This is a genomic window from Gordonia sp. DT101 (assembly GCF_049844895.1).
Taxonomy (GTDB): domain Bacteria; phylum Actinomycetota; class Actinomycetes; order Mycobacteriales; family Mycobacteriaceae; genus Gordonia.
Genome location: NZ_JBNCLX010000003.1, coordinates 718,275 through 731,191, shown reverse-complemented (window position 1 = coordinate 731,191; position 12,917 = coordinate 718,275). Strand labels below are relative to the sequence as shown.

The 12,917-nt window shown below is 65.9% G+C and carries 9 protein-coding genes and 1 tRNA gene; 6 read left to right on the top strand and 4 right to left on the bottom strand.

All coding sequences use genetic code 11. The features are described from left to right. Nucleotides 1-215: 215 nt before the first annotated feature. Entirely contained in the window at nucleotides 216-1,409 is a 1,194-nt protein-coding gene (gene metZ / locus ACLQ3I_RS14705; RefSeq protein WP_425802739.1) for an O-succinylhomoserine sulfhydrylase, read from the bottom strand. A gap of 49 nt (nucleotides 1,410-1,458) precedes the next feature. Continuing rightward, nucleotides 1,459-1,920 carry a nuclear transport factor 2 family protein gene (locus ACLQ3I_RS14700; RefSeq protein ID WP_425802736.1) on the bottom strand — a complete coding sequence of 154 codons (462 nt, stop codon included), beginning with the start codon at nucleotides 1,918-1,920 and terminating at the stop codon, nucleotides 1,459-1,461. Nucleotides 1,921-2,011: 91 nt separating this feature from the next. Here ACLQ3I_RS14700 and ACLQ3I_RS14695 point away from each other — a divergent pair, with 91 nt between their 5' ends. Both ACLQ3I_RS14695 and ACLQ3I_RS14690 read left to right on the top strand, forming a co-directional pair. Then, a complete protein-coding gene (locus ACLQ3I_RS14695) occupies nucleotides 2,012-2,572 on the top strand; it encodes a TetR/AcrR family transcriptional regulator (RefSeq protein WP_425802734.1) in 561 nt (186 codons plus the stop codon). 702 nt (nucleotides 2,573-3,274) lie between these two features. Beyond that, nucleotides 3,275-3,346, top strand: a tRNA-Phe gene (locus ACLQ3I_RS14690). A gap of 147 nt (nucleotides 3,347-3,493) precedes the next feature. Here ACLQ3I_RS14690 and ACLQ3I_RS14685 read toward each other — a convergent pair. Continuing rightward, the gene (locus ACLQ3I_RS14685) at nucleotides 3,494-5,092 is read right to left on the bottom strand and encodes a GMC family oxidoreductase (RefSeq protein ID WP_425802732.1); all 1,599 of its coding nucleotides are present in this window, start codon (nucleotides 5,090-5,092) and stop codon (nucleotides 3,494-3,496) included. A gap of 55 nt (nucleotides 5,093-5,147) precedes the next feature. Further along, nucleotides 5,148-6,896 (bottom strand): aldehyde dehydrogenase family protein, encoded by a 1,749-nt coding sequence (locus tag ACLQ3I_RS14680; protein ID WP_425802730.1) that lies wholly within the window; start codon nucleotides 6,894-6,896, stop codon nucleotides 5,148-5,150. A gap of 177 nt (nucleotides 6,897-7,073) precedes the next feature. Between ACLQ3I_RS14680 and ACLQ3I_RS14675 the strand changes: the two genes are divergently transcribed. The 4 genes from ACLQ3I_RS14675 (at nucleotide 7,074) to ACLQ3I_RS14660 (ending at nucleotide 12,912) form a co-directional block, all read left to right on the top strand. After that, complete coding sequence (locus ACLQ3I_RS14675) at nucleotides 7,074-8,264, top strand: PucR family transcriptional regulator (protein ID WP_425802728.1); 1,191 nt, start codon at nucleotides 7,074-7,076, stop codon at nucleotides 8,262-8,264. 148 nt (nucleotides 8,265-8,412) lie between these two features. Next, nucleotides 8,413-9,939: a long-chain-fatty-acid--CoA ligase gene (locus tag ACLQ3I_RS14670; protein WP_425802725.1), complete on the top strand. Its 1,527-nt coding sequence runs from the start codon at nucleotides 8,413-8,415 to the stop codon at nucleotides 9,937-9,939. Nucleotides 9,940-10,004: 65 nt separating this feature from the next. Then, nucleotides 10,005-11,714 carry a hypothetical protein gene (locus tag ACLQ3I_RS14665; RefSeq protein ID WP_425802723.1) on the top strand — a complete coding sequence of 570 codons (1,710 nt, stop codon included), beginning with the start codon at nucleotides 10,005-10,007 and terminating at the stop codon, nucleotides 11,712-11,714. A 157-nt stretch (nucleotides 11,715-11,871) separates the two neighbouring features. Beyond that, nucleotides 11,872-12,912 carry a hypothetical protein gene (locus ACLQ3I_RS14660; RefSeq protein ID WP_425790475.1) on the top strand — a complete coding sequence of 347 codons (1,041 nt, stop codon included), beginning with the start codon at nucleotides 11,872-11,874 and terminating at the stop codon, nucleotides 12,910-12,912. Nucleotides 12,913-12,917: the final 5 nt, after the last annotated feature.

The following is a 12,917-nucleotide window of genomic DNA, read 5'->3' as shown; positions in this document are numbered from 1 at the left end:
TTAGAGGAGGTCGCGTTCAGGTGGCAGTCGATGGGAGCGGCAACCTGCATCCATACGTCCCAATTGTGCGTCCCAATTACGATGCCAAACGACGAGGTTTCCCCCGCATCCACGCGGTCAAGCAGATCTCACTTTGCGTCGCGTCGGCGGCGTCGTGCATTGGTCTGTTTCGTGCACCCGTGGTCATTCGGCCGCTCAGTGCAGTAGTTGCGGGCTCACCGGGTCGTGTTTGCGAGGGCTCGTTCCAGGTCGTCGGTGAGGTCGTGGGTGTGTTCGAGTCCGACCGATAGGCGCAGGACGCCGTCGGTCAGTCCGATGGCTGCGCGTCCGTCGGCACCGATGGCCCGGTGGGTGGTGGTGGCCGGGTGGGCGATCAGGGATTTGGCGTCGCCGAAGTTGTTGCTGATGTCGATGAGCTGCAAAGCATTCATGAACCCGAAGGCAGCCGTTTTGGCTTCGGTGGTCTGCGATGCCAGTTCGAAAGTGATCACGGTGCCGCCGGCGGTCATCTGACGCTGCGCGAGGTCGTATTGGGGGTGACTGGGGTCGTGGGGGTAGCGCACCCAGGAGACCTGCGGGTGTGTGCGGAGTGTTGCGGCGATGGTGTGTGCCGACTGTGCGCAGGCGCGGCTGCGTAGCGCGAGGGTTTCGAGTCCTTTGCCGATGACCCAGGCGTTGAACGGTGCCAGCGTTGGACCGGTGTGTTTGATCAGTGGCTGGATCGTGTCGACCATCAATGCGTCCGTGGCGGTGAGTATGGCGCCTCCCATGACGCGGCCCTGTCCGTCTGCGGTCTTGGTGGCCGAATGCACGACGATGTCGGCTCCCAGGTCAAAGCAGTGCTGCATGCCGATCGGCAGAAAGCCATGGTCGACGACAACGTGAGCGCCCACGGCGTGGGCGAGGGCAGCGACCGCACCGACGTCGACGAGATGCTGCATGGGGTTCGACGGTGTCTCGAAGAAGACGGCGCGTGTGCGGCTGGTGATCGCATCCGCCCACTCGTCGAGGTCGCGGCCGTCGACGAAAGTGACCTCCACACCCCAGGCGGGCAGGATCTCCTCGCAGATCACGTAGCAGGATCCGAACAGACTGCGGGCCGCGACGAGGTGGTCACCGGGGCGCAGCACGGCGCGTAGCGCGGTGTAGACCGCGCCCATACCGCTGGCCGTGGCGGTGCAGGCGGCAGCACCGGGCTGCAGGGCCCGCAGCCGGTCCTCGAGCATGGCGACAGTCGGGTTGCCGTAGCGGGAGTACACAAACCGCTCCACGTCGCCGTTGAAGGCGCGTTCGGCATCTTCGGCGGTGGCGTAGGTGTAGCCCGAGTTGAGGAACAACGCCTCAGACGTCTCGAAGAACTCGGTGCGCGCAATGCCGGCGCGAACACCGACCGTTTCTGGATGTGGCACTGAGACAACTTCCTGAAGGGTGTGAGCGAGCTTCTGCTACTGGAGGCGGTCAGCGAACTGGCAGCGGCACCCCGTGGTCGTCGTGTGTTCGCAGACCATGTATTCGGCGTTCGCCGGCGGTGATCGCAACATCGTTGATGCTCGCCTCGCGTCGGCGCATCAATCCGTGGTCGTCGAACTCCCAGAGTTCGTTGCCGTAGCTGCGCCACCACTGTCCGGCGGTGTCGTGCCACTCGTACTGGAACCGCACCGCGATCCGGTCCTGCCCATAACTCCACAGGTCCTTCCGTAGTGCGTAGTCGAGTTCGCGTTCCCACTTGTGTGTCAGGAACTCCACGATCTCGGCGCGGCCGGTGATGAACTGATCACGGTTGCGCCACAACGAATCCGACGTATAGGCCTCTGCCACCCGATATGGGTCGCGGGTGTTCCAGGCGTCCTCGGCTGCCTGCACCTTCTGCACGGCCGTCTGTTCGGTGAACGGCGGAAATGGAGGTCGCGGCTGCGTCATGGAGAAGCCCTCTCGATGGGGGAACGAGCGTTCCCAATGTGTCGACAGGTACCATAGGGAACGATCGTTCCCTATGTCAAGGAGATGCGTCGTGCCCGCCGCCCGCAGTAGTGAAGAGCTGTGCCGCGACCGTGAGGTGCTTCTCAAGGTGACCGAGGAACTCATCTATGCCCGCGGCATCCAGTCGGTCGGCATGGACGAGATCCGATCATCATCGGGGCTGACACTCAAACGCATCTACGCACAATTCGCCACCAAAGAAGACCTCGTCGTCGCAACCCTGCAGCGACGAGACCTACGGTGGCGCAACGCTCTTGCCGCCCACGTCAACCAGTATGAGACTGCCCGGGGTAAGCTCTTGGCGATGTTCGACTGGCTTGACGATTGGTTTGCCGAACCCGGATTCCGCGGGTGCCTCTGGATCAACGTGCACGGCGAACTCGGCGCCACCTCCCCGGCCATCGCAGCCGAGGTACGCGCCCACAAACATGCATTCCACGACCAGATCACCATGTGGGCAACCGAATACGGGCCTGCGATCGCGGAAGCTGTGTACCTGCTGGCCGAAGGTGCAATCGTCACCGCCGGTATTGCGGATAGAAGCGGGTCCGCCCGACACGCACGCACGGCGGTCGAAGCGATCATTATGTGACTGCCGCTTCCGGGTCCTTAACCAGGCTCCTCTGTTTGTGCGCGCCAAAATCTTGATCGCATCCGCGAGTAGTCGATCCCTGCCAGGCTTTCACCATGTGCGCCCGCGACTTTCGCGAACACTCGGTGACTTCGCGCGTCGCCTCTACACGACCCGCCAGATGCACTGCCCCGACAGTCGACGCTGCCGCGGCAAGGAGCGCCCGCCGCTGCTCGTCGGTCAGCATCAACCACCATTCACCACACACCGGGCCCGAGGACGACGACGGCGCAGCCAGCTGTGGAAAGTCGCTCCGCCGAGACCTTCTGCCACCTGGTCGAGACGTGCCCTGCCAAACTGTGAAACCCAGAATGCCAGCCCAGAAGTCGACTCCGAGGCCTTCAGATGCTGCTGGACCCCGCTCTCGCTTCGGCTCCGGCCTTCAGGCTCCTGTCACAGCGCGACTCACATTTCGCGCGGTTTGCGCCGTGTCCTTCGCTGCCGCCCGATCCCTGCGGTGATCGGTTGCCACTGATCGGACCCTGTCCTGCGTGGGCATCGTTGGATAGACTCGTAGTCGGAATCGACGGCATACCCCCGGCTAGCTCCAACTGGTGCGGGGGTTCTTTTATCGGGAGTTACTGCAGATCCAGCCACTGGCGGGCCAAAACCTCGGCAATACCCGGGCTAGCCGGTCCTGATGGTCTTATCTGAACTGCGAAAATAGTTGTGGTGCAAGTACTCAACCGCCTGAAGAGCGGAAGGTCGTCGGTTCGATCCCGACTCTGGCCACCACACAACCCCTTCTGAGTCGGGGGTTTTCTGGTGTATGGACTTCGGTCGGACGACAACGAACTCGGCTCCGGCGACCCGGCGGATGAGTACCGGGTCGTCGGAAGCCGATGGATGTGCTCGCTGAGGCGCCGTGACAGGCGCCGCCGATCAGCAGTCCGCGAGGATCAGATCCGCTGCCTTCTCGCCGATGATCACCGCGGGCGCATGCGTGTGCCCGCGCACGATAGTGGGCATGACCGAGGCGTCCGCTACGCGCAGGCCCGAGACACCACGCACCGCGAGTGTGGGTGTCACGACGCTGTCGGCGTCGGTGCCCATACGGCAGGTGCCGACCGGGTGATACAGCGTGTGGGAGTGGCGATTCAGCACCTCGGTGAGGATGTCGTCACCGGGCACACGGACATCGGTGCGCGGCTGCGACACCACGCCGAGGCGTCCGCGCAGCGACGGCGCCTGCGCGATCTCGACGGTGGCCCGCAGCCCTTGCATCAAGGCTGCGCGATCGACACCGTCGGAGTCGCTGAGATAACGCGGGTCGATCAGCGCCTTGGCGCTCGGGTCCGCCGAACGCAGCGTGATCGTCCCGGTGCTCTTCGGCTGGACCAGGACCGGACCCATTGCGACGGCGTGATTCGGATATGCCTCGCCGATGGCCTCGTTGTAGAAGGCGACCGGCGCGAAGATCAGCTCGAGGTCGGGCAGTCGCAGGTCGTCGCGACTGCGGATGAAGCCGTAGGCCTCGCCGACGTTGGAGGTGAGCATGCCGCGGCGACGGAGCAGGTACTCGGCCAGCTGGCGGGGGCTCTCGGCGTCGCGCAGCGTGCCCGAGTCGACGTCCCAGCCGATCGGCGCCAGCAGGTGATCGAGCAGGTTGCGGCCGACTCCGCGGTTGTGCGCGACGGTGCGGATGCCGTGCCCGGCGAGATCGTCGCTGTCGCCCACACCCGAGAGCATGAGCAGCTGCGGCGTGTTGACGGCGCCGCCGCACAGCACGACCTCGCGTCGCGCGTGCACGGTCTGGGTCCGACCCGCGTGGGTGTACTCGACACCGACCGCGCGGGTGCCCTCGAACAACACTTTGGTGGCGAGGGCTTCGGTGATGAGGCTCAGGTTCTTTCGCTTGAGCGCGGGGCGTAGGTACGCATCGGCGGTGGAGAACCGAGCGCCCTTGTGCTGGGTCACCATGGTTTGCGAGAAGCCCTTCGGCTCCGGCAGATTCGCTCGCTCGACGGTATGTCCGCACTCGGCGGCCGCATCGAGGAAGGCGCGGGTCAGCGAACGGGGCGAGCGTTGCTGCGACACACGCAGTGGCCCGGTGGTGCCTTCGTCGTTCTCGGTGGCGCCGGAGACGTTCTCGATGCGCCGGAAGTAGTCGACGAGGGAGTCGAACGACCAGTCGTCGCCGGCGTGCTCGGCCCAGGCGTCATAGTCGGCGGCGAATCCGCGAACCCACATCATGGCGTTCATCGACGATGACCCGCCGAGCGTCTTGCCGCGTGGGTAGAAGACCCGCCGACCGCCCAGTTCCCGCTGCGGTTCGGTGGAGTAGTCCCAGTCCGACGCGCTGCCGAAGAGTTTCGAGAACGCTGCGGGGATGTGGATGAACTTGTCGGAGTCCTTCGTCCCGGCTTCGAGGACCAGGACCTCGTTACGAGAATCGGCGCTGAGTCGGTTCGCGACGACGGCACCGGCGGAACCGGTCCCGACGACGACGTAGTCGACGGTGCGTGCTGCTGTGCTGGGCATGGAGGCCTTTCGTGGTTGGATGGTCGGCCGCAGTTGTGTTCAGCCGCAGGTTGGTTCAGCCGCGTAGTGCGGACGCGAAGATGGCGGGCAGTTTCAGCGGGGACGGCGCGCTGGCGAAGTCGGCGAGCAGGCGACCGGTCGTGGCGGCGGTCCGGTTGGTGACGAACCACGGCGGCTTCGGGGAGATCGACCATTCGCGATGCAGAACCGAGCGCGGTGCGGGCCGGAAAGGCCCGCGAACCACCGTACGTTCGGTGTCGGCGAGCAGGAAGGCGTTGTGCACCACGCCGGTTCCCGATTGAATGTCGTCCATCGTGTGGCCCGGAAAGGCGCCCCACGTGGCGGCGGCGCTGAGGAAGCCCACCCCGGTCCAGGCGTTGACGGCGATGGTCCCGTAGCGCAGGTCGGCGATCATCGTCTCGAATGCCTGGCCGAGTTCGGCGATGGTTCCCGGGTGTGCGATCACGTTGATCCCGAGGGTGCCGAGGAAATGATTGTTGGCGGCATCGGTTGCGGTGGTCAGGAATTCGGTGCCCGTACCCGGGAGTTCGAGGACACCGAGGACGGGGCCGAAGTACTCCGTGCGCAGGATCGCCTCGTCACATTCCCCGTCGCTCCGCTCGCCCCGGTCGTCGAGGGACAGTCCGGTGACGAGTAGTCGCTCGTCAGCCGTGCCGAGCTGCTCGGCCTCTGGGTACGCCGTGCGGGCGGCGCCGACGCGGTCGTCGCTGCCCGGGTAGTAACAGACCCGTGCCGGAGCGGAGGCGAACGCCTCGCGGAGCGCGTCGAGGAACTCCTGCTTCTGGTCCCAGTCGGCGGAAACGACGACGACCTGGGCGGCCACGCAGTTGTAGCCGCCGTTGTGCAGTCGTTGGGTCGCGATGTGCTCGGCCTGGAAGTGCAGGTCCGCGGTGCTCCATCGGCCGGGCACCACGATGGCCGGGGACACGCCGCCGAGCTCACTCGTGATCGGCTTGGTCAGGCGGGGATTGTTCTGTGCCCGACGCTCCCGGGCTTGCTCACCGGCGCCCCAGACGATTGCGTCGTGCGTGTTCGCGCTACCGGTCATGTGTACGTGCGCCACCGCGTCGTGGCCGACGAGGTACTCGCCGACGTCGGCCCCACCGGTGAGGATGCGGATCGCGCCGAGCGAGATCAGCGGTTCGAGCACCTGCTCGAGCACGGGCAGCAGGGGATCGGTGAGCGGGTTGAGCTTGAGGGCGACCACCCGGTTGTGGGCGAGGAGTTCGTAGATCACGTCCAGCGGGGCGATCGACGTGATGTTGCCGGCGCCGAGGACGACCCCGATGCCGCCGGTGACAGTGGGATCGAGCTGTGCGAGACCTGCCGCCGCTTTGGCCTGCGCGGCATCCACCCCCGGCCGCAACCACACGTCGGCGGTGAACCCGCTGAGCAACAACGAGTCGTAGACCGACGACGGCAGGACCCGGACGGTGGTCTGGCCCGCGGCGGTCCCGAAGGAGGCGTCGGCTACGGGGCTGCGACCCGCGACCAGGTCGCGAAGCGTTTGTGCCGCTGCACCGAGGCCGGTGGCGAATGCATAGGGACCGGACATCCATTCCTCGCCGAGGAGGGCCGAATGCGGCCCGAGCCGTTTGATCGACGCCGACGCCGCGACCCAGTCCGCGCCGTGCGTCCCGGTCAGTGCCCGGACACGGTCGAGAAGGTCGGCGCGTTTGAGCAGGGGCAACCCTGCCCAGGCCTTCTCACCTGCGGACAGATCGGAGAGCGCGGCGTCGATCAAGTCCCGGTGATCGGCGGTCTGGTGTGTGTCGACGCTCATGTGCGTAGATCAACTCCTGTTGTCTCGTGGTGTTGGAGGATGGTCCGATAATTGGATTCTTCGTGGTGGACCACAGTTGCCGCCATAGGCGACGGCCACGCTGTCTACCGCGTGGCCTTGTGCACGGGCACAAGGCCAAAGTGGTGCAGCTCACCATGGCGCGCTACGATGTCAGCCGTGGCCATCTCAACCAGCAGCTCGACCGCAGCTGCGCTCGCCGCCGATCTGCTCGAGGATCTTCCGGCACTCACCGGGACCCTTGTCGAACGATTGCAGAGGGCGGAGGAGACGTACCTCGAGTCGCAGTTGCTCACACTGGAGCAACTCTCGGCCGCGTGCACCGAGAATCTGAGTTCGATCCTCACGGTGCTTGCCGGCCGCGGCCGAGTACGTATCGACGTCGCGCGCGCGACCGGTCGACTCAAGGCCGAGCAAGCGATCCCGCTCCCGGCACTGCTACGCGCATACCGGCTCGGTGGTCAGCTGATCTGGGAGCAGATGCTTGACGGCTCCCGCGGTGTCTCGCCGGTGGAACTGCTCGACGTTCCCGGCCGGCTCTGGGCCGCGATCGATACGTACTCCGATGCCGCCGTGGAGGGCTATCGGGAGGCGGAGATCCTGCTGACCCACGCCGATGCCGAGGCGCGCGCGCTCCTCGTCCGGACGGTGTTCGACGACCACTCGGACAATCCGACGGCCATCATCGATGCCATGCGGGCACTCGGTCTGCCGGAACGGGCGAGCTACGTCGTGGTGTGTGCGGAGGGTTCCGAGTCGCGCCCTGCCACCGCGACCGCTACCGCCGGCCGTTTGCAGAGCAAGGGCATCACCTCGGTCTGGGACGCGCGACCGGACGGCTACCTCGGATTGATCTGTGGCCGGTACGACGCCGACATCGAGTCCGCGTTGACGGAACTCGGCGCTGTGTTCGATCAACGTGTCGGTGTGAGCGGACCGTTCTCGATGCCCATCGAGATCGCGCGTGCCGTGGACGAGGCGCGCCTCGCCCGACGTTCCGTCCCTCCCGGCGGTGCAGGTCTCAGCCGCTACGGAAGTCTCACGCTGGCATTGCTTCTCGTCCGCAGTCCGGATACGGCACGTGAGGTTGCGGTCCGCACTCTGGGGCCACTTCTGAACCTGCCCGACGACGAACGCGAGGAGATGCTCGCGACGCTCGAGGCGTGGTTCGAGTGTGACGGTTCCACCGCGGCCACCGCGGGACGCCTGCATTTCCATCGCAACACCGTCCTGTATCGGCTGCGCAAGATCCGGGACCTCACCGGAAAGTCTGTCGACAAGCCGGTCGACGCCACCGAGTTGTACCTCGCACTGCGTGCGGTACAGCTGCTCGGTGATCCGCGGGTGTGAAGAGCTCCGCGGCGCGCATGGCCGGCGTACCCGGATGTGCGGATGAACAATGCGGTGGCAGATCGTGTGTCGCAACGACCATCGACGTCCGATCGGGTGTGCGCGACAATATGAGACATTCACGACATCAAGTTCCAGGAGTAGAGCGATGACAAACCTTTCCATGAATCTCGTGGCCACGGCACGCGATCACGGCGACACCGTCGCACTACGATGCGGGGAGCTGGAGCTCAGTTTCGCCGAGTTCGACTCGGCCGCAGCGCGAATCGCGACGCTGCTGGAAAGGGAAGGCATCGGGCCGGGGGACCGGGTCGGCATCATGTTGGGCAACACACCGGCGTTCGCGCTGGCGTTCTACGGGATTCTCCGCCGCGGTGCGATCGCGGTGCCGATGAATCCGTTGTTGAAGGCCCGCGAGATCGAGTTCTACCTGACCAACACCGGAGCGTCCGCGCTGTTCGCGACGCCGTTGTTCGCCGACGAGGCGCGCGTGGCCGTCGACGCCGCAGGCGGCCGGTTGTGGCTGGTCGACGATGCCGGTCTGGCCGAGATGATCGCCGACCTGCCGGCTCAGCCGAGCCCGGTCGAATGCGAAGACTCAGACACTGCGGTGATCCTGCACACCTCGGGCACCACGGGCAAACCGAAGGGCGCCGAACTGACCCACGGCGGCCTCGCGCACAACTGCGAGGTGACGGCGCGGACGCTGTTGGGGATCGAGTTCGGCGACGTGGTCATGGGATGTCTGCCGTTGTTCCACGTGTTCGGGCTGACCTGCGGAATGAACACGTCAGTCCTGGTCGGGGCGACCCTGACGCTCATTCCTCGTTTCGATCCGCGTACTGCCGTGCAGGTGATCGAGCGTGACCAGGTGAGCGTGTTCCTGGGCGTCCCGACGATGTACGCGGCGATGTTGAGCGTCGCGCGGGAGTTCAGCCCGTCAGCAACCGCAAGTCTGCGGACCTGTGCATCGGGCGGGGCGTCGCTGCCCGTTCAGGTGCTCAACGACTTCGAGAAGACCTTCGGATGCATGATCCTCGAGGGCTACGGATTGTCGGAGACCTCACCGGTCGCCTCGTTCAACCACCCCGACCGCGAGCGGAAGGCGGGCTCGATAGGCACCCCGATCGAGGGCGTGCGGATGCGGGTGGTCGACGGAGACGGGAACGAGCTCGCCATCGATGAGCCCGGCGAGATCCAGATCGCCGGCCCCAACATAATGAAGGGCTACTGGAACCTCCCGGACGCGACGGCTGCGGCGATCGACGCGGAGGGATGGTTCTCCTCCGGCGACATCGGGAGGGTGGACTCCGACGGCTACTTCTTCATCGTCGACCGCAAGAAGGACCTGATCATCCGCGGCGGGTACAACGTGTACCCGCGTGAGATCGAGGAAGTTCTCTACGAGCATCCCGCCGTCGCCGAAGTAGCCGTCGTCGGAATCGCGCACGAATCCCTCGGCGAGGAGATCGGCGCCGCGGTCGCGCTGAAGCCGGGAGCTGCCACGGACCCACGCGAGCTCATCGACTTCGTCAAGGAACGCGTCGCCGCCTACAAGTACCCGCGCCACGTCTGGTTCCTCCCCGAGTTACCCAAGGGTGCCACCGGCAAGATCCTGCGCCGGGAAATCAACGTGTCCGACGTCGAGAGCAGCACCGGACGGGCAAACCGGTAACACACCTTCAGGATTCGCGCTAGGCTCCGCCACATCCGATCGACTTCGGCGGGGGGATGGGGCGGATGAAGGTATCTGTGCGATGGGCGCTGGCGATCGCGGTTTCCGGGCTGGTCGGTGCGATGGTCGGGCAGACCGCCGATGTTCCGATGGCGGCCGGTGAACCGTCACCGAGCCGGACCGAGCATCGGATCGCGTCGTCGTCGCCGGTGACCGACGTGATCGCGTCGGTGATCAGTCTCAGGGTGCCGCTGCCGTCGACCGCGAAGGCTCATCCCGCCGCGTGTGATCGCCTCTCCTACCTCCGGTACCGCTCAACCGACGGGCCGGCGAGATCGGTCGATGCCGACCGCGTCCTCGTCGCCCAACCCGGCATCTTCGAAGGAGCCGGGGCGTTCGAATCCGTGGCGCGCAACACCGTTTCCGCGGCGGCGGCGCGGGGACGTCATATCGAGTTCTGGGCGCTCGATCGCCGATCCAATTGCCTCGAGGACCACACCGGGACCCAGGCGGCGCTCGCGGCGAAGAAGCTCGATATCGCGACCGACTACTACTTCCACGGATCGCCGGTGAACGGGCGGAGATTCGGCGGCTACGCCGACGGTTCGGCCACCGCGTGGCTGGGTGATGTGGGGCTCGAACAGACGCTGCGTGACGAGTACGACGTGCTCCGCCGCGAGTTCCCCGACCAGGCGGCTCGCAAGCGGAAAGTCTTGTGCGGCGGACATTCACTCGGCGGATTCATCACCGGGTACTTCGCGAACTGGGACTTCGACGGCAATCGTGCCACGACGGGTGATGCCGGATTCAACCAGTGCTCCGGCTATTTCGCGCTCGACACCGTCATCAAGGCCGGCGGTCCCAACCCGATCCGCGGCGTCGACACCCCTGACATACCAGCCGCACTCGCGGCGCCGCTCGCGGCCGCCTCCGGCGAGCTCACCGATTTCTATCCGGTGCTACGGCTGCCTGCGGTCATCAATCCCGAGACGACCAATCTGCTCGCGATCGCCGGCCTCGCCGCGCGCCTGAACCCCGACGGCGTCAACGATCTCGTCTCCCGCCTTCCGCAGAACCCCAACATCGATGCCACCCTGCGGGCGCTGCTGTCGAAGGATCCGCTGATGGCCGCCACCGGATCACCGAGTATCCGCGACCTGTATGCCACCAACGACGCCGTCGTGGGGGCCCTGCTCGACGACAACTCACAGCCGCTCGGGTTCCTACAGGCGAGTGTCGGATTCATCGATCATGGGCCGGTGCAGGACAAGTCCTTCCCGGTGCCCAACGGGGTCGTCGCCGCCGCGCCGGCACTGGGCAGCGTGTTCGGGCCCGACCGCAAGGCTGCGCCTTCGGTGTACGGCGACCCCAGGGTCGTCTACACGTGGGACGACTACGACGAGGTCACCCCGAACGCCTACACCGACCCGTCGAAAGAGGTGACGTCAATCGCGCAACTGGTGCGGAGCCTGTCCGAGCCGCCACTCGACTTCACCGAATGGTATTTCCCGATGGCGATCAACACCGACCTCGTGCAGGGGACCGCTCCGGCGATCGCTGCCCACTACCTCTACCGCGACGGAGTCAAACGCAATCCCGTACTCACACTGCAGGGTGACGGTGGCCTCGGCCTGGGAGCGTCGGACAATCCCACCGACGTCCCGGTCACACTGCACGGCTACAACCACATCGACGTGCTGACCGCGGCGCAGCGACAGAACGACGGGCGGCCCGAGCAGGTCTCGACCCGGCTGGCGGCGTTCAGCGGGCGCTGACGAGACGGTGTGCGGTTCCTGACGGTGATCCACCTCGACTGCCGCAATTCACCTGTGAACCATACGAAGGTGGATTGCGACGAACAGGGTGGATCGGGCGGTCGGGCTCGCCATACTTTCGACCATGACCGAATCGCGACAGTCGCGCACCACTGCGGTGGTGATCCGGAGCATCTACGGCACTGCGGCGGTGGAGTGGTTCCTGATCGTCGCGATCGCCACGATCCTGGTCACCCGGTTGTACTTGCAGCTGACCGGATACCCGCAGGTCGGAGGAGGCACGCTACACATCGCGCACGCGCTGTGGGGCGGTGCATTGATGATGCTCGCACTCGTGGCGGGTTGGCTGTTCCTCGGTCCGGCGATTCGCATTGCGACGATCGTGGTGGGTGGTGTCGGGTTCGGACTCTTCCTCGACGAGGTGGGCAAGTTCGTCACCAAGGACAACGACTACTTCTACGGCCCGGCGGCCGAGATCATGTACGTCCTGGTGGTGGTCGTACTGCTGATCAGCCGGGTAGTCCGCGACATCAAGAAGCCGACGGCTGCGGAGGCGATGGCCAACGCGGCCACGATCGCCGCCGACGGCATCTCGCACGGCGTCCCTGGCCGACGACGTCGGCAGGCGGCCGAGTTCCTGGACCTCGCTGCCGGGAAGGGTGCCGACCCCGCGGTAGTTGACCACATCCGGGCCCTTCTCGATGCGGGACAGGACGCGCCGGACCGGTTGATGCGGCTGCGCGACCGTGCCACCGCTCTGATCCCCGGAATGTTTCGCAGTCCACGATGGGTGACCGTGGTCGGCTGGCTGCTCGTGGTGAGCTCGGCGCTCACGTTCGTCGCAGGGGTGCTCGCCTTCTCCTTCGACTCCCGCGATTCCGACCTGTACTTCGAGGTCAGCCGCAACGGCCATGCGGCGTGGATTCTGTTCATCAGCGGCGTGCTGACGCTGGCTCTGACGTTGCCCGCCATGCTCGCGCGTAGGCGAACGGCCCGCGTGTGGCCACTTCGCTCACTCCGGCTGGCGGCGCTGGTCTTCACCCTGACCAACGCCCTCGTGGACTTCGCGCTGGAGGGCTTCGGCGCATTGTCCAATCTCGCCATCGGGCTCTTCGCGCTCGCGGTGATGACCTACCACCTCGGCCTGCAGGTCGAGGCGTCGGATGCACACGGCGAATCCGATCAACTGAGAGTGTGAGCACC

Coding starts and splice junctions, on each gene's coding strand:
- ACLQ3I_RS14670 (WP_425802725.1), top strand. CDS start 8,413: ATGACAAACCTTTCCATGAATCTCGTGGCCACGGCACGCGATCACGGC.
- ACLQ3I_RS14665 (WP_425802723.1), top strand. CDS start 10,005: ATGAAGGTATCTGTGCGATGGGCGCTGGCGATCGCGGTTTCCGGGCTG.
- ACLQ3I_RS14680 (WP_425802730.1), bottom strand. CDS start 6,896: ATGAGCGTCGACACACACCAGACCGCCGATCACCGGGACTTGATCGAC.
- ACLQ3I_RS14685 (WP_425802732.1), bottom strand. CDS start 5,092: ATGCCCAGCACAGCAGCACGCACCGTCGACTACGTCGTCGTCGGGACC.
- ACLQ3I_RS14700 (WP_425802736.1), bottom strand. CDS start 1,920: ATGACGCAGCCGCGACCTCCATTTCCGCCGTTCACCGAACAGACGGCC.